Origin of the sequence: uncultured Lactobacillus sp., assembly GCF_947367085.1 — a bacterium.
GTDB lineage: Bacteria > Bacillota > Bacilli > Lactobacillales > Lactobacillaceae > Lactobacillus.
This window is the reverse complement of the sequence record NZ_CANBCP010000002.1, coordinates 18,145-34,634: the sequence shown is the minus strand read 5'-3', so window position 1 is coordinate 34,634 and position 16,490 is coordinate 18,145. Positions and strand designations below refer to the sequence as shown.

Here is a 16,490-nt window from a genome sequence, read left to right as displayed (position 1 = left end):
TAATCACTCCTTTACAAAACTATATGCTAAATAAGCTAGAAAGCGCTGTCAAATATTAACTTATTTTTTTCTTGCAACTATTTGGAAATTAGTTTAAGCTTATTAAGAACATACGTTCGAAGAGAGGGATAATCATGTATGACTATCGTTATGAGCCTAAGCGCCTAATTTTTATGATCGATAATAAGTCTTTTTATGCAAGCTGTGAATGTATTCGACTAGGTCTGAATCCGATGACGACCGCTTTATGTGTAATTTCACGCCAAGAAAATACCAATGGCGGCTTGATTATGGCCTCATCACCCTTAGCTAAGAAAAAATACGGATTGAGAAATGTAATGCGGCAAAGAAATTTGCCTCCGAAGACGCAAACGCCTGATCTATATAGGGTAGATCCACATATGAATTTATACATTAAAAAGTCTATGGAAATTAAAAAAATCTTTTTAAAATATTGTGCACCTGAAGATTTACACACATATTCAATTGATGAAAGCATGCTGGATATGACTAGATCCTGGCATCTTTTTGGCAGTGACCCTTATGAAGTTGCACGTAAGATTCAAAAAGATATCCATGATACTTTAGGACTTTATACGACATGTGGAATTGGCGAAAATCCGCTTTTAGCAAAACTTGCTATGGATATATCTGCTAAACATCGTTTGTCGATGATTGATTTTTGGCATTATGTTGAAGTCCCCGATACAGTTTGGAAGATAAAGAATTTAGAAGATGTCTGGGGAATTAATACCCGGACTGCTAATCATTTAAGACGTATTGGCATTAACAATATGTATGAGTTAGCCCATAGTGACCCAGAACTGCTTCATCGAGAATTTGGCATCATGGGTGATCAGCTCTTTGCAATGAGTTGGGGTGTTGATCGCAGTATTATTAGTCATAAATATTTTCCCAAAAGCAAAAGTTATTCGAATTCGCAAGTGTTAGCGCGTGATTATACTGACCAACGAGAAATTGAAATTGTAATTAGAGAAATTGGCGAACAGGTAGCTGCTAGAATTAGAGCTCATAATTTTCAAACTCAAAGGATTACTTTATTTATTGGTTATTCATTAAAAGAAAGACAATTTGGAGACCATCGAGGTGGTTTTGTAACAAGTGAAACTATTACTGCTACTAATAGTAATCATGAATTAACCAGTGAGCTTGTGGCTTTATTTAGAAAGAAGTGGGGCGGTCAGATTGTTAGAGAAATTGGCGTTGATTTTGGTAAATTAATTCCGGATACCGACCAGCAATTGTCACTGTTTAGTTCAGTGGACAGTCAGATCAAGCAATTTAAGTTTGATCGAACTGTTGATAAGATTCGCCGAATTTATGGTTTTGCTAGTTTGGTTAAAGCTTCTAGTTTACTGCCAGGGGCAACTGCTATTGAACGTAGTTCTTTAGTAGGTGGTCATAATGGCGGTAATGCTTATGAGTAAGGATTTTGATGAACGGGTAGAGAGATTTTTTAAAAATTATCAAGATCGTGGTATGAAAAAATGGGCCGGATATTATCTCAGCGATCATACCGCTAAAATTAATCAAGACAATGCCCAAAAAAGTATCATTTATCATAAGCGTCCAACTTTAACTCAAAAAAGAATCAGTGAGCTCTTAATTAAAGCATATGGTGATCACTATCAAGTTAGTGTGCAATTAAAACAGCTTGATAGCCAAGAAAATTATTTGCCTGATATTTGCGGCTTTGTAGAGGGGTATAGTGAGGATCAGATAATAATTGATCATCAATTAATTAAACTTTCTGAAATAAATAACATTTTACTCAAAAAATAAACTCCAAGACCTTATTTTTGGTATAATCAAAAAGATGCAGAGTCTTAAGGAGAGTGGATTTAGTGAATACAAATGCACCAACATCAATGCAAGGAAATTTAATTAGATATGGTGTTTATTTAGTTTTATATTTAATTGTTTTTGGTCTTAAGTCTTTAAGTGTAATTGGCTATAAAGTGCATTTGGTTGGAGTAATCTGTTTTGTTTTGTTTAGTTTAGTAGCTTTACTTTTCTATATTAGACGCTTCAATCGTGAAAAGCATCGCTATTTTCAATCAGGCTTTTCGCTTTCTTTTTTAGGAGATTATGGTTTTATTTTGGCAATGACGATTTTAGTTATTGCAGGCCGAATTTTGATTGCATATATGCAGGCTAAAGGTGAGCTTCCCTTGGCACATTATCAAGCACTCTATGCTAAAAGAGATTCCACACCACTATTTTGGTTTTTGATTTTTTCTCATGGCTTTATCTTACCGGCACTTCAGCAGTTTTTGACAGTTGGCTTTTTCTTTAACTACGCTTTTAGAAAAAGCAGCCTAGTCACGGGAATTTTAGGAATTTTCTGCTCTGGGCTGTTCTTTAGTATTCTTAATTTTCAGTGCTCACTTTCCTTATTTGTTATTGATGTCATTATTGGAATGGCGTTAGCCTGGACTTATTTGTATTCACAATCAATGTGGATTCCAATTTATTTAGCTATATTAAATGGAATTTTCGCAATTGTTTTAATTTAAATAGAAAAACAAAAAGACGAGCGATTGCTCGTCTTTTTTTAGCTTAATAAGCGGATAGCGTGAATCGAACCCGCATCCCCAGCTTGGGAAGCTGGTGTTTTACCATTAAACTATACCCGCATAACGAGTTAATTATAGCATTTTTATTTTCTTTCTGGCAACTGGATACGGCTAAGATCAAAGCTACTTCGATCTAATAAAGAAGTAAAGTTTTGAAAAAGCCATTGACGTAATTCACTAGCATTAAGGACTAATGGCATTCGATCATGGACTGGCGCCATAACTTTATTTGGTTTAGTAGTCACCATCGCAAAATCATCTTGATCATAAATGCCAGCAATCATCGTCAAAGGAGTATCTTTTTCCTTAAAAGAAAATTGCTGGTGGTAGGTTTTATTTTGACTAGTAGTATAAGTTTGCTTACCTGCTTCAAAGAATTGACTAGCTAAGATAATGCAGCGCCTGCGAGCAAAAGAAGTATCCCACATTGACTTTTTAGCTTCGTAAAATCTTTCGACTCTAGCATTAAAAAGCACCTGATTATCCTTGAAGGGACTTGGATATCCCCATTTTTTAGGGACAATCTGCAATTTGTCATCCTGGTAAAGCAGGACTAGTGCGGCACTTTTAGGATAAATTTCTAGTGGCTTATCAAATTTCTGCTTTTCAAAACTTGGTGCAATTAATGGCAGGTGCAGGTCTCCTTTTAAATAGCGTTCAATTTCTTTTAAGGTCGGTAATTGATAGTGATTACACATGAGATTTCCTTTCTGATTAATTAACACAATTTCATTTTAACAAGAATAGACCAGCTTTGAACAAAGAAGGATTTTTGCTAGAATAGCAAGTATATTAAAGGCTTTATAAATACCATGGAATCGATATTTAATTAAGGAGAAAATTATGGCAAAAGAAATATTATTAACTGGTGATCGTCCAACTGGAAAACTTCATATTGGTCACTACATTGGCTCATTAAAAAACCGCGTTAAGCTTCAAAATGAGGGTAAATATGATCCATATATCATGATTGCAGATACGCAAGCTTTGACTGATAACGCACGTGATCCTGAAAAAATAAGAAATAGTTTAATTGAAGTAGCACTTGACTATTTAGCTGTGGGATTGGATCCTCAAAAATCCACCATTTATGTTCAATCGCAAATTCCCGCTTTGTTTGAATTGACTGCTTATTACATGGATTTAGTAACTGTTGCTCGTCTTGAAAGAAACCCAACTGTTAAAACTGAAATTAAGCAAAAGAACTTTAAAGATTCAATTCCTGTAGGATTTTTGAACTATCCAGTCTCTCAAGCTGCGGATATTACGGCATTCAAGGCCACTGTAATTCCTGTAGGAGATGACCAAGAGCCGATGCTTGAGCAAACTCGTGAAATTGTGCGGACTTTTAATCGTGTTTATAATTGTGATGTTTTAGTTGAGCCAAAAGGCTATTTCCCGCCAAAAGGCCAAGGCAGACTTCCTGGTTTAGATGGAAATGCTAAGATGTCAAAATCTTTAGGTAATGCCATCTACTTATCTGACGATGCTAAAACAGTTCATAAGAAAGTTATGTCAATGTATACTGATCCAAACCATATCCACGTTGAAGATCCAGGTCAAGTTGAAGGCAATACTGTTTTTACTTATCTTGATGTTTTTGCCCCAGATAAAGAAAAAGTTGCTGATTTAAAAGAGCAGTACCAAAAAGGCGGTTTAGGGGATGTTAAGATTAAAAAATACCTTAATGAGGTATTAGAAGACGAATTAGCCCCAATTAGACAACGTCGTCAGCAATTTGCTCAAGATCCTGATAGTGTTTATGAAATGTTGATCGAAGGCTCTAAGAAAGCAAATGAAGTTGCTAATAAGACTTTAAATGAAGTTCGAGATGCTATTGGTTTAAATTATTTTGATCGTAAATAGAGGTTTATCATGTCACGCGATAGAATTCCTTGGAAACAATACTTTATGATGCAGGCTTTAGTCATTTCGCAACGTTCAACTTGTGATCGGGCTTTGGTAGGTAGCGTCTTAGTCAAAGATGACCGGATGATTGCAACAGGGTATAACGGCAGTGTTTCTGGTCAACCACATTGTGATGATGTTGGTCATTTAATGGTTGATGGTCATTGCGTGCGCACTATTCATTCAGAAATGAACGCTCTTATTCAGTGTGCCAAAAATGGTATTTCGACTGAAGATACAGAAATTTATGTAACCTATTTTCCATGTTTTAACTGTAGTAAGTGCCTGGTGCAAGCGGATATTAAGAAGATTAATTATTATTATGATTACCATGACAATCCTCTAGCTTTAAAATTATTGCGTGAAAAAGGCGTAGCGATCGAACAGGTGCGCTTAGAGCGTAAATATGTGCAAAGTCTAGAAGATCATTTGAAAAAGGCTGAAGATGCAAATGAAGAATAAAGTATTTTGCCTGTTTTTCTTACCCTTAATGTTACTTTTAATGGCTATGGGAAGTTCAAGTGTCAAAGATCCATTGAATTTCTATAATGATGCTACGCGCCAATTAGTTGAAACTAAGAATAATTACTATCGTAAAACTAAAGCAAAGCCGCAAATTATTTTGGTTTCTGTTAAAAATGATGATCAAATCAAAGAAATAAAGCCTAAAGCTAAACAAGTTATTATCGCAACAGGACATAGTAAAAATGATCGCAAGAATGTGCAGATTCTAGTAGGTAAAAGTTTAGAAAAAGTTTTATCTCAAACGCAAATATCGAATATTATTCGTTATGCAGGAAAGGATCTTAGAAGCAGTAAAAGTAGTACTTTCAATAAAGGTATTGCTTTAGTAATTAATGCTTGCACAACATTAGTAGATCAAAAATATAGTTTTCCGGGTGATAAAAACACATTGACGCAAGAACAAATGCAAAAAATCAACCACCCACAAAGTGTTAATTTGGTATGGGGGATAGTGATTGCGGTCATTGCAACAGCGGCATTTAGCTGGTATCAACATTGGAAGATAAAAAATTAAATTAAGTGCTTGACTAATTTGAAAAATCTCTTTAAAGTAATTATAGAAATTAAATAAGTAAAGCAAATAAACTGTTAGGTGAGACTCCTACGTGAACACATGCTGTCGCCCAGCAACATCCAGAGATGCCAACGGGTCAAACAGGGATCGTCGATATAAGGCCCTCCCCAGCCAGCTAGTTATATTTTTATAACCTTACGTCACGTAGTGTTAAAACTGAACGACGAGTATATAAGATCGCTTAAAAAGACCGATGCAGTTTTTGCATCGGTCTTTTTCGTTTGTTTGCTAGTTTTTTATGAAAGGATGTTGAAAATGCTCAGATTTACCAACTCCGACAAAAAATTAACTGCAGACATGAAGTTAGTTTGTCGAATTGCGCAAGAAGAAAAATTCGCCACATTGCAACGCCTTAAAACTTCAACTAGTGGTTTACCAAGTAAGGAAGCTTGCCAAAGATTACAAGCTTATGGTAAAAACGAAATCACTACCAAAAAAGGCAATCAAACGATTCACTTATTAATTGAATCATTTTTGACACCATTTATTTTTGTATTACTTGCAATTTCAGTAGTTTCTTTTTTCACTAATTACCTTTGTGTAAGTTCCCAAAAAGATTTAAGCATTACCGCAATTACTTTCACCGTTGCATTACTTGCTTCATTGATTAACTTTATTCAAAATATGCATACTAATAGTGAAATTGAAACTTTATTAGATCGTAGTACTCATAAAATTACTGTTCGTCGTGATGATGAAAAACAAATTTTATCAGCTAAAAATTTAGTCAATGGTGACTTGGTTTATCTTGAAGCTGGTGACATTGTTCCGGCTGATATGCGCTTAATTGAAACCAATGAATTATATTGCTCTGCAAGTTCTTTGACTGGTCAAAATAAACCAGTTAGTAAAGATGCAGTAAAAAAGCCAGCTGCTCAAATGGACAATCATTATTTGGATTATCCTAACATTGCTTTTCAAGGCACTAGTGTAGTATCAGGTAGTGGAGTAGGTGTTGTCTTTGCACGTGGCAACCATAGTGTCTTTGGTAGATTAGCTCAAGATGTTTCAAAAAATGAAATTGGACAAGCAGTGCTTGATATTGGCATTAAAGATATTATCAAAATTCTTCTGACTACAAGTATTGTGATCTTACCATTTGTCTTGTTAGTCAGTGACGTGACCAAAGGTAGCATAATTAATGCGATCATTTTTGCTTTAGCTGCTACAATTGGAGTAGTACCTGAAATTTTGTCAAGCAAGGTTACTAATAACGTCGTTAAAGGAACTTTAATGCGAGCGCCAATGAAAAGATTATTTGAAGCCGCGAAGAACTAACTAGAATAATTTGAATTTAGAAAGAGAATCACTTAAAGATTCTCTTTTTTGTCCACCTTTGCTTACTGGAATGCTATGATATACTAGCAATAAAACAATGAGGGAGCAGAAAATTATGGCAGAAAAGAAAACATTTTATATTACGACGCCAATTTATTATCCATCTGGAAAATTAACTATCGGTAATGCTTATACTACAGTGGCGGCTGATGCCATGGCTCGCTATAAGCGTAATGAGGGTTATGATACCTTCTTTTTAACTGGTGATGACGAACACGGCTTAAAGATTGAACAAAAGGCGGCTCAAAAAAATATTAAGCCTCAAGAATATGTAGATGAAATGGCAGCTTCATATAAAAAATTATGGAAGATGCTAGATATTTCTTATGATAAGTTTATCCGTACTACTGATAAGCAGCACGTTGAAGCTGTTCAAAAGATCTTTGAAAAGCTTTTAAAGCAGGGCGATATTTATTTAGGTGAATATACTGGATGGTATTCAGTTGAAGATGAAGAATACTTTACTGAATCACAATTAGCCGAAGTTTATAGAGATGACAATGGCAAAGTTATTGGAGGAAAAGCTCCGTCAGGTCATGAAGTTAAGCTAATCAAGGAACCATCATATTTCTTTAAGATGAGTAAATATGCGGATCGCTTGCTTCAATATTACAAGGATCATCCAGAATTCATTTTGCCGCATTCACGTGAAAAAGAAATGATCAATAACTTTATTAAGCCAGGACTAGAAGATCTTTCAGTTACTCGTACTACAGTTGATTGGGGAATTCCTGTGCCTAGTGATCCCAAGCATGTGGTTTATGTATGGATTGATGCTTTGTCTAACTATATCAGCGCTTTAGGTTATGGCTCAAATGATGATTCACTCTTTAAAAAATATTGGCCAGCTGATGTTCACTTAGTTGGTAAAGAAATCGTTCGATTCCATACAATTTATTGGCCAATTATGCTTATGGCATTGGACTTACCACTACCTAAGCAAATATTTGGTCACGGCTGGGTATTAATGAAAGACGGCAAGATGTCTAAGTCTAAAGGTAATGCAGTTTACCCAGAAATGATTGTTGAACGTTACGGCTTAGATGCTTTACGTTATTACTTAATGCGCGCCATTCCATTTGGTTCAGATGGTATTTTTACACCAGAAGACTTTGTAGAAAGAGTTAACTTTGACTTGGCTAATGATCTTGGTAATTTACTCAACAGAACTGTTTCAATGATTAATCAATACCAAGATGGCTTAGTTGCTCCAGTAGCTAATGATGAAGATGAATTAGGTGCTGATTTAAGAAAGATTGCTCAAGAAACTATCGAAACTTATCATCAGCAAATGGATGAACTTCACTTTTCTAAGGCTTTAGATACTATCTGGAAGTTAATTTCACGTGCTAATAAATACATCGATGAAACAACGCCATGGGTTTTAAACAAAGAAGGCAAAAGCCAAGAACTTTCTCGCGTTATGACTAACCTAGCAGAGAGTTTACGTTTGGTGGCATTATTAATTCGTCCAATTATGACACAAAGCCCAGTTAAGATGTTTGAACAACTTGGTTTGAGCTTAGATGATAAAAACGCAACTAAACTCGAATGGGGTGCCTATGGCTGGAACAATAAAGTAACTGCTGATCCAAAGCCGATTTTCCCAAGATTAAAGAACGATGTTGAAGTTAAATACATCAAAGAGCAAATGGCTAAGGCAAAGCCTAAAAAGCAAACTCGTAGTCAGCAAAAAGCAGTCAAGACACCAGAAATTTCTATTGATGATTTTGATAAGGTCCAAATTAAAGTAGGTAAGATCTTGAGCGTAGAACCAGTCAAGGGTTCAAAGAAGCTACTCGCCTTTAAACTTGATTTTGGAGAAAGTGAAGATCGTCAAATCTTAAGTGGAATTGCTGCATTTTATCCAAATGAGCAAGAATTAGTAGGTAAGAAAGTCTTAGCAGTCACTAACCTTAAACCACGTAAGATGTTAGGACAACTTAGCCAAGGAATGCTTTTATCTAGTGAAAAACAAGGCGAGGTTAAATTAGCCTTGGTTGGCGACGAGCATGAAGTAGGAGCACTTTTAGGATAATGGAAATCTTTGATTCACATACTCATTTGAATGATGAGCCCTTTAGAGGAAAAGAAGAATTTTATCTGCAAAGAGCAAAAAGCTTGTGTGTAACTAAGGCAGCTGTAGCTGGACAAGATCCAGAATTTAATGAGCGAGCAATTGATTTGAGCCAACGTTTTGATAATTTGTATGCAATTGTCGGCTACTGCCCTGATGTTGCTAAAGATTTTGATCAAAAGGCTCAAGATAAGCTAATTGAACAATTGCAAGTTGATAAATGTGTTGCTTTAGGCGAAATTGGTCTTGATTATTATTGGGATGAGTCACCAAGAGATATTCAAAGGAAAGTTTTTGCTGAGCAATTAGATATTGCCCATGAATTAAAGATGCCAGTCAATATTCATACTCGCGATGCCTTTGAAGATACTTATCAAGTTTTAAAAGATAGTCATGTAGGAGAATATGGTGGAATAATCCATAATTTTAATGGTGATCCTCAGTGGCTTAAAAAGTTTCTTGATTTAGGGATGATGGTATCATTTTCGGGGGTTGTTTCTTTTACTAAAGCAGTCGATGTGCATGCATCTGCCAAGGTCGTACCTTGGGATAGGATGTTAATTGAAACTGATGCTCCTTATTTAACACCTAAGCCTTATCGAGGCCGGCAAAATGAAACGGGTTATGTACGTTATGTAGCTCAAGCAATTGCTAATTTAAGAAATACCAGTGTTGAGCAAGTTGCCCAACATACTTATGAAAACGCGATGAGAATATATGGAATCAAATAATAAACATTTTAATGCCGTAGTAGTTGTCGAAGGACGTGATGATACTAAGCGTTTGAAACAATTTTTCCCTGGCATTGAAACAATTGAAACTAATGGCTCAGAAGTATCTGAACAAACTTTAGTTCAAATAGCTAAGCTTTCTCAAAGCCGTGAAATTATTATTTTTACCGATCCTGACTATAATGGAGAAAGAATTCGAAAACTTGTTAGTCGTGTTGTCCCAAATGCTAAGCAAGCATTCATAACTCGTAAAGAAGGCGAGCCAACTAAACGTGGCAATAGCTTAGGTGTTGAGCATGCGTCTAAAGAGGCACTAGAGCGAGCTTTAGCTGATCTACATCAAGTAAAAAATACCGGTCAGGAAATTAGCCGTGAGCAGTATTTTGCTTTAGGCCTAGGAATGGGACCTGATGCAAGAATCTTACGAGAAAAAGTTGGAATCGAGTTGGGAATTGGTTACGGCAATGCTAAGCAGTTTTTGCGACGTTTAAACATGTTTGGCATTAGTTATGAGCAACTTAAGGAGGCTGTCAGTCATGTCCAATAATATTGCAATTGGTACACCTGTTAGAACTCAGGCAATTATTAATCGCTATTTTATGCATGCTAAAAAGAATTTGGGACAAAATTTTTTAGTAGATCTTGATGCAATTAAAGGAATTGTGAAAGCTGCTGATATTACCAAAAATGATCAAGTAATTGAAATTGGTCCGGGCATTGGTTCTTTAACTGAGCAATTATTATTAGCTGGTGCTAAAGTTTTGGCTTATGAAGTAGATCAAGATTTGCCTGAAATTTTGCATAATGAATTACCACAAACTATTGAAGGTCAAGAGTTAGATCAACGCTTTAAGTTGGTAATGAAGGATGTTTTAAAAGCTGATTTTGAAAAAGATACAGCAGGTTTTTTGGACTTAAATAAGCCAATTAAGATTGTAGCCAACTTACCATATTACATTACTACCCCAATTATTTTTGATCTAATTAAAAGCGATTTAAACTTTGTTAGTTTGACTTTAATGATGCAAAAAGAAGTGGCTGAACGTTTAACTGCTGCTCCTAAAACTAAGGCCTATGGCCCATTAACACTAGCTGTACAATCTAGAATGCATGTGAAATATGCCTTAGATGTTAAAAGCACTTCTTTTATGCCAAGGCCTAAAGTTGATTCTGCGGTAGTTGTACTCAGTCCTTTAGTTCAAAAACCAGATATTTCTGATTACAAGTATTTTGATCATGTAGTAAAAATTGCTTTTGCTCAGCGCAGAAAGACCTTGTCTAACAACTTAAAGACTTTTATTGCTGATAAAGATGAACGTGAAAAATTAATTACTGATCTTGGGTTAGATTTAAGAGTTCGTCCCGAAGAGCTGACACTAGATCAATTTATTGCCCTCTCTAAAGCTCTAGCTAGCCGTCAAGCATAGCTATCCTTGATAATATATAGAATTTGTGATAGAATATGTTTCATACATAAAGGAGTGACGTCCAGTGCCAATGAGTTTAACGGCAATTAAGCAGAATTTGGACTCTCACTTGGGTGAGAGTTTAGTAGTAGTAGCTCAAGCAGGTCGCAAGAAAGTTACGCGTAGAAAAGGTGTGTTAACTAAGACTTATCGAGCAGTATTTGTAGTTGATTTAGATCAAGATCAAAATAATTTTGAGAGAGTATCTTACAGTTACACAGATCTTTTAACTAAGAACATTGAACTTGAGTTTGATGAAATGTAGATAAAAACTTAATAAAATTCCGAACAATCACTAGTCTTTGATAAAAAATGCTAGTGATTTTTTTGTTTATAGAGTATTATTAATTTTTGGAAATACAAACTTAGGAAGGTAAAATTCATGAAACGTTCAGAACGATTAGTTGATATGGTGAAGTATTTATTGGCAAGACCGCATACGTTAATTGCGCTGCCTTTTTTTGCTGAGCGCTATGATGCAGCTAAGTCTTCAATTTCTGAAGATCTTGCAATATTGAAGCATACTTTAGCTAGCAACCAAGATGGTATCTTAGAAACAGTTGCTGGAGCTGCCGGTGGAGTACGTTATATTCCTTTTGTCGGTAAAAAACAAGCTAGTGAATATTTGCATGAACTTGCTGATCGTATTGAAGAACCTGATCGAATTTTGCCAGGAAATTTTGTTTATTTATCAGATATTTTGGGTTCACCACAGGATTTGCGTCAAATTGGACAATTAATTGCAACTAAATATGCCTATAGCAATGTTGACTATGTGATGACTGTTGAAACTAAAGGGATTGCGATTGCTCAAGCTGTAAGCCGTTTTTTGAATGTTCCATTTGTATTAGTTAGAAGACGCCCTAAAATTACAGAAGGTGCTACTATTTCAGTTAATTATGTTGCTTCTTCAAGTGATCGCGTTGAAAAAATGGAATTAGCTAAAAGAAGCTTGCCAAGCGGTTCAAATGTCTTAATTGTTGACGACTTTATGAAAGGCGGCGGCACGTTGACTGGTATGGAAGAATTAGTTAATGAGTTTGACTGCCATGTAGTAGGTATGAGCGTTCTGTGTGAAACTAAATACGCTTCTCAAAAAGTAGTTGATGACTACCAGTCTTTGATTAAAATTACTGAAGTGGATCGAAATAAAAAGTTGATCAAAGTAGAACCAGGTAACTTTTTAGAGCAGACTGATTTCGATCGTTTTTAAAAATGCTATACTTATAGCTAGTTAAAATTAAAGGGGATCAAACATAAATGAATAAATACGTAGTTATTTTAGCTGCTGGTAAAGGTACCAGAATGAAATCTAAACTTTACAAAGTCTTACATAAGGTTTGTGGTAAGACTATGGTAGAGCATGTAGTCGATGCAGCTAAAGGCACTAATGCTGATAAGATCATTACGGTTGTGGGAACTGGTGCTGAAAAGGTAAAAGATGTTTTAGCAGGCCAATCAGAATTTGCTTTTCAAGAAAAACAACTAGGTACCGGAGATGCTGTAATGGCAGCTAGTGATTTATTAGCTGATTTAGATGGTGTCACCTTAGTTGCAACTGGTGATACACCTTTATTTACTAGTGAAACTTTCAATAATTTATTTGAAAAACACATAACTGATGGTAATAGTGCTACTGTTTTAACAGCTAAAGCACCTAACCCATTTGGTTATGGAAGAATTATTCGTGATGATGAAGGCAATGTTTTGCGTATTGTTGAACAAAAAGATGGCAATGCTCAAGAATTAGCTGTTGATGAAATTAATACTGGTGTTTTTGCCTTTAATAATAAAGAATTATTTGATGCCTTAAAGCAAGTTGGCAATGATAATGCTCAAGGTGAATACTATTTAACTGACGTTTTAGAAATTATGCGTAAAGCTGGCAAAAAAGTTGGGGCTTACGAAATGTCTGATTTTAGCGAAAGCTTAGGAGTAAACGACCGGATTGCTTTAGCTCAAGCTACTAAGATTATGCAAAAACGTATTAACGAATCTCATATGTGTAATGGTGTTTCCTTTATTGATCCAGATACTGCATATATTGATAGCGATGTTAAGATTGGTAATGATACTGTTATTGAAGGCAATGTCGTAATTAAAGGTAAGACTGAAATTGGTAGCGAATGTTACATTACTAGCGGATCAAGAATTGTTGATTCTAAGATTGGCAACAATGTAACTATTACTTCATCAACTCTTCAAGAAGCTCAAATGGATGATAACACCGACATTGGTCCAAATTCTCACTTGCGTCCACAAGCTATTATCCGCAAGGGTGCTCATATCGGTAACTTTGTTGAAATTAAAAAGGCTGAAATTGGTGAAGATACTAAGGTCGGTCATTTAACTTATGTTGGAGATGCTACTTTAGGTAAAGATATTAACATTGGTTGTGGTACTATCTTTTCTAACTATGATGGAGTTAAAAAGTTCCATACTAATGTGGGTGACCACTCATTTATCGGAGCAGGTGCAACAATTATTGCCCCAGTTAACATTGCTGATCATGCCTTTGTAGCAGCTGATTCAACTATTACAAAAGATGTTGAAAAATACGACATGGCTATTGCCAGAGGACGTCAAACTAATAAACCTGATTACTGGCATAAGTTACCTTTATCAAAAGATAAAGAATGGGATTAAAATAAATTGACTAAAGAGTTGGATTGAAAAATTCAACTCTTTTTTTAAAATCTAAGCATCTTGGTCATTTTTTTGCTATTATAATAGTTGATATGTAAGCTTTTTTTGCGGAGGAAACTATGTCTAAATTAGACGAAAATATTAAACTCTTTGCACTCAACTCTAACAAGCCATTAGCAGAAAAAATTGCTGATACTGTGGGTGTAAAGCTAGGTAAATCCAGCGTTAAACGTTTTAGTGATGGAGAAATCCAAATCAATATCGACGAATCAGTTCGTGGTAAAGATGTTTATTTAATCCAATCAACTAGTGCGCCAGTTAATGACAACTTAATGGAATTACTAATCATGATTGATGCAGTTAAACGTGCTTCAGCTCGCACTGTTAATGTGGTAATGCCATATTATGGTTATGCTCGTCAAGATCGTAAGACCCGCGCACGTGAACCAATTACAGCTAAATTAGTTGCGGATATGATTCAAACTTCTGGTGCTGATCGTGTATTATCACTTGATTTACACGCACCACAAATTCAAGGTTTCTTCGATATTCCAGTTGATAACTTGATGGGAGCACCACTTTTAGCAGATTACTTCTTAAGCCATAATTTGGAAAAAGATGCTGTTGTTGTTTCACCAGACCATGGTGGTGTAACTCGTGCACGTAAGTTAGCAGAGTTTTTGAAAGCTCCAATTGCTATTGTTGATAAACGTCGTCCTAAAGCTAATGTTGCTGAAGTTATGAACATTATCGGGGATGTCAAAGGTAAACGTGCGATCATTATCGATGATATGATTGATACCGCTGGTACGATTACTTTAGCTTCACAAGCTTTGATTGATGCAGGTGCTACTGAAGTATATGCTTCAGCTACTCACGCAGTTTTATCTGGACCTGCAATTGATCGTTTGAATGCTTCTCCAATTAAGAAGTTAATTTTGACCGACTCAATTAACCAACCTGAAGAAAAACAATTATCTAAGGCTGAAGTAGTGTCTGTCGGACCATTAATGGGTCAAGCTATTAAGTTCATCCAAGAACATAAGCCAGTTAGTCCATTATTTGATACTCGTTTTGAAGCAAATAAGTTTAAGAACTAAGATCCGATAAAAAATCCTTGGTTGTATTTTTATAACCAAGGATCTTTTTTTATTTTTTGTTGGGTCTTCGTAAATAATGTAATTCATTATTGCGGATATATTTTTGAAATTCCTGATAAATTGGATCAAAGATTTGAGGTTCTCTGCTTTGTTTGACCATTGTTTTAGGAAAGAAGAAGCGCTCGTCACCTTGAAGTGTTCCATTTAATGATTTTACTAATGGACTGACTTCAGATAATTCTACTAAAGTTCCATCTTCTTGCATAATTTCAATTGGACTATGCGCATTTTTACCTGTAGGTTTATAAGCATCATAAGGTTCATCAAATGCGGAATTAGTATCAGTGTAGTATTTAGGATTAAAGCCTGCCTGTTCGATTAATTTATCCAGTTTAGGAATTAAATTCTTAGTTTCGTCATTGATTTTGACGCTTTCTAAAGGATGGCGATATAGATAGCGGCTAGCTAGATCGGATAAGATTTGGTCACCAGATTGGGTCCACCATAAAAAGTTAGTTTCCATGACGCCGTCATCTAAACGCAAGTAATCATCTAAATCCCATTCACCTTTTAAAAAGGCCGCAAGTTGTGGTATAACCTGTAGTTTACCTTCTTGATAAATTTTTTGTGCTCGCTGTAATAAATGATGCAAGATGACTTCCATTGAACGATTTACCCGGTGAAAGTAAACTTGTTGATACATCTGATAGCGGCTGATAATATAGTCTTCAACTGCATGGATTCCCTTGTAAGTGAAACAAATCCCATCACGGTAAGGACGAATTACTTCTAAGATTCTAGTTAAGTCAAACGCACCATAAGTTACGCCTGTAAAATAAGCATCCCGCAATAAGTAATCCATTCTGTCGGCATCTGCTTGACTTGAAATTAATTTCACCACTTGAGGATTAGGATAAGTTTTCGCAATGACACTAGCAACTAATTCAGGAAAGTTAGGTCCAACTTGACGTAATGCCTTGTTAACCTCAGTATTTTTGTCAGTAATAATTTGCTGTCCCATTTTTTCATGATTAGTGTCAAATAAGTGCTCAAAGGTGTGAGAATAAGGTCCGTGACCAATGTCGTGAAGAAGTGCGGCACATTCAGCAAGTAATGTTTCGTTTTTATCCCATAAGCCATCACCAGGTTGTCTGCTTGGATATTTTTCTTCAAAAATATTGCAAATGCGGCGTGTCAATTCATAAACACCTAGATTATGTTCGAAACGTGTATGAGTTGCGCCAGCAAAAACATAACTTGCTGGACCTAATTGTTTAATACGTCTTAAACGTTGAAATTCTTTGGCATTGATTACATCAAAAATAACTTTGTCTTTAACATGTACGTAAGTATGTACTGGATCACGAAATACTTTTTCATGATCTAATTGTTCGCTTTGAAATTTTTCCATTTTTCTTATAATATTTTCTAGTCTACTAAAAATCAAAATTCTTTATTTCTTTACTAAAATTGATTATAACAATAATGCATCGATCTGGCTATGCAGGGCATTTTTGAGGACAATTGT

General features: G+C 35.4%; 17 protein-coding genes, 1 tRNA gene and 1 riboswitch. Of the genes, 15 read left to right on the top strand and 3 right to left on the bottom strand.

Features of this window, described 5'->3' with window-relative positions; translation table 11 throughout:
- The first annotated feature begins 134 nt into the window (after positions 1-134).
- The 3 genes from Q0Y70_RS00585 (at position 135) to Q0Y70_RS00575 (ending at position 2,537) form a co-directional block, all read left to right on the top strand.
- Entirely contained in the window at positions 135-1,448 is a 1,314-nt protein-coding gene (locus Q0Y70_RS00585) for a Y-family DNA polymerase (protein WP_297815249.1), read from the top strand.
- A complete protein-coding gene (locus Q0Y70_RS00580; protein ID WP_297815247.1) occupies positions 1,441-1,803 on the top strand; it encodes a hypothetical protein in 363 nt (120 codons plus the stop codon). The genes Q0Y70_RS00585 and Q0Y70_RS00580 overlap by 8 nt, the downstream gene beginning before the upstream one ends.
- A gap of 62 nt (positions 1,804-1,865) precedes the next feature.
- Positions 1,866-2,537, top strand: coding sequence for a type II CAAX prenyl endopeptidase Rce1 family protein (locus tag Q0Y70_RS00575; RefSeq protein ID WP_297815244.1), 672 nt, complete (start codon positions 1,866-1,868; stop codon positions 2,535-2,537).
- Positions 2,538-2,586: 49 nt separating this feature from the next.
- Here the strand turns inward: Q0Y70_RS00575 and Q0Y70_RS00570 are convergent.
- A tRNA-Gly gene (locus tag Q0Y70_RS00570) sits at positions 2,587-2,657 on the bottom strand.
- A gap of 23 nt (positions 2,658-2,680) precedes the next feature.
- Positions 2,681-3,295, bottom strand: a complete 615-nt coding sequence (locus Q0Y70_RS00565; protein ID WP_297815243.1) for an SOS response-associated peptidase family protein — start codon at positions 3,293-3,295, stop codon at positions 2,681-2,683.
- Between the two features lie 145 nt (positions 3,296-3,440).
- Between Q0Y70_RS00565 and trpS the strand changes: the two genes are divergently transcribed.
- The 12 genes from trpS (at position 3,441) to Q0Y70_RS00505 (ending at position 14,962) form a co-directional block, all read left to right on the top strand.
- Positions 3,441-4,463 carry a tryptophan--tRNA ligase gene (gene trpS, locus Q0Y70_RS00560; RefSeq protein ID WP_297815238.1) on the top strand — a complete coding sequence of 341 codons (1,023 nt, stop codon included), beginning with the start codon at positions 3,441-3,443 and terminating at the stop codon, positions 4,461-4,463.
- A gap of 9 nt (positions 4,464-4,472) precedes the next feature.
- Positions 4,473-4,967, top strand: coding sequence for a deaminase (locus tag Q0Y70_RS00555; RefSeq protein ID WP_297815236.1), 495 nt, complete (start codon positions 4,473-4,475; stop codon positions 4,965-4,967).
- On the top strand, positions 4,957-5,544 hold the full coding sequence (locus Q0Y70_RS00550; RefSeq protein WP_297815234.1) for a TPM domain-containing protein: 588 nt from the start codon (positions 4,957-4,959) through the stop codon (positions 5,542-5,544). The genes Q0Y70_RS00555 and Q0Y70_RS00550 overlap by 11 nt, the downstream gene beginning before the upstream one ends.
- A 63-nt stretch (positions 5,545-5,607) precedes the next feature.
- Positions 5,608-5,780, top strand: a riboswitch (M-box (ykoK) riboswitch).
- Positions 5,781-5,859: 79 nt separating this feature from the next.
- A complete protein-coding gene (locus tag Q0Y70_RS00545; RefSeq protein ID WP_297815230.1) occupies positions 5,860-6,882 on the top strand; it encodes a cation-transporting P-type ATPase in 1,023 nt (340 codons plus the stop codon).
- Between the two features lie 115 nt (positions 6,883-6,997).
- Positions 6,998-8,980, top strand: a complete 1,983-nt coding sequence (gene metG / locus Q0Y70_RS00540) for a methionine--tRNA ligase (RefSeq protein WP_297815228.1) — start codon at positions 6,998-7,000, stop codon at positions 8,978-8,980.
- Positions 8,980-9,750: a TatD family hydrolase gene (locus Q0Y70_RS00535; protein ID WP_297815225.1), complete on the top strand. Its 771-nt coding sequence runs from the start codon at positions 8,980-8,982 to the stop codon at positions 9,748-9,750. The genes metG and Q0Y70_RS00535 overlap by 1 nt, the downstream gene beginning before the upstream one ends.
- Positions 9,737-10,297: a ribonuclease M5 gene (gene rnmV / locus Q0Y70_RS00530; RefSeq protein WP_297815223.1), complete on the top strand. Its 561-nt coding sequence runs from the start codon at positions 9,737-9,739 to the stop codon at positions 10,295-10,297. Before Q0Y70_RS00535 ends, rnmV begins: the two co-directional genes overlap by 14 nt.
- Positions 10,287-11,177 carry a 16S rRNA (adenine(1518)-N(6)/adenine(1519)-N(6))-dimethyltransferase RsmA gene (rsmA, locus tag Q0Y70_RS00525; RefSeq protein WP_297815218.1) on the top strand — a complete coding sequence of 297 codons (891 nt, stop codon included), beginning with the start codon at positions 10,287-10,289 and terminating at the stop codon, positions 11,175-11,177. The genes rnmV and rsmA overlap by 11 nt, the downstream gene beginning before the upstream one ends.
- 64 nt (positions 11,178-11,241) lie before the next feature.
- Complete coding sequence (locus Q0Y70_RS00520; RefSeq protein WP_297815215.1) at positions 11,242-11,481, top strand: Veg family protein; 240 nt, start codon at positions 11,242-11,244, stop codon at positions 11,479-11,481.
- Positions 11,482-11,598: 117 nt separating this feature from the next.
- Positions 11,599-12,429, top strand: coding sequence for a pur operon repressor (gene purR, locus Q0Y70_RS00515; RefSeq protein WP_297815212.1), 831 nt, complete (start codon positions 11,599-11,601; stop codon positions 12,427-12,429).
- A gap of 47 nt (positions 12,430-12,476) precedes the next feature.
- Positions 12,477-13,862 (top strand): bifunctional UDP-N-acetylglucosamine diphosphorylase/glucosamine-1-phosphate N-acetyltransferase GlmU, encoded by a 1,386-nt coding sequence (glmU, locus tag Q0Y70_RS00510; protein WP_297815210.1) that lies wholly within the window; start codon positions 12,477-12,479, stop codon positions 13,860-13,862.
- Positions 13,863-13,981: 119 nt separating this feature from the next.
- Positions 13,982-14,962, top strand: a complete 981-nt coding sequence (locus tag Q0Y70_RS00505) for a ribose-phosphate diphosphokinase (RefSeq protein WP_297815207.1) — start codon at positions 13,982-13,984, stop codon at positions 14,960-14,962.
- A gap of 49 nt (positions 14,963-15,011) precedes the next feature.
- Here Q0Y70_RS00505 and Q0Y70_RS00500 read toward each other — a convergent pair whose 3' ends face one another.
- The gene (locus Q0Y70_RS00500; protein ID WP_297815205.1) at positions 15,012-16,373 is read right to left on the bottom strand and encodes an HD domain-containing protein; all 1,362 of its coding nucleotides are present in this window, start codon (positions 16,371-16,373) and stop codon (positions 15,012-15,014) included.
- Between the last annotated feature and the right edge of the window lie 117 nt (positions 16,374-16,490).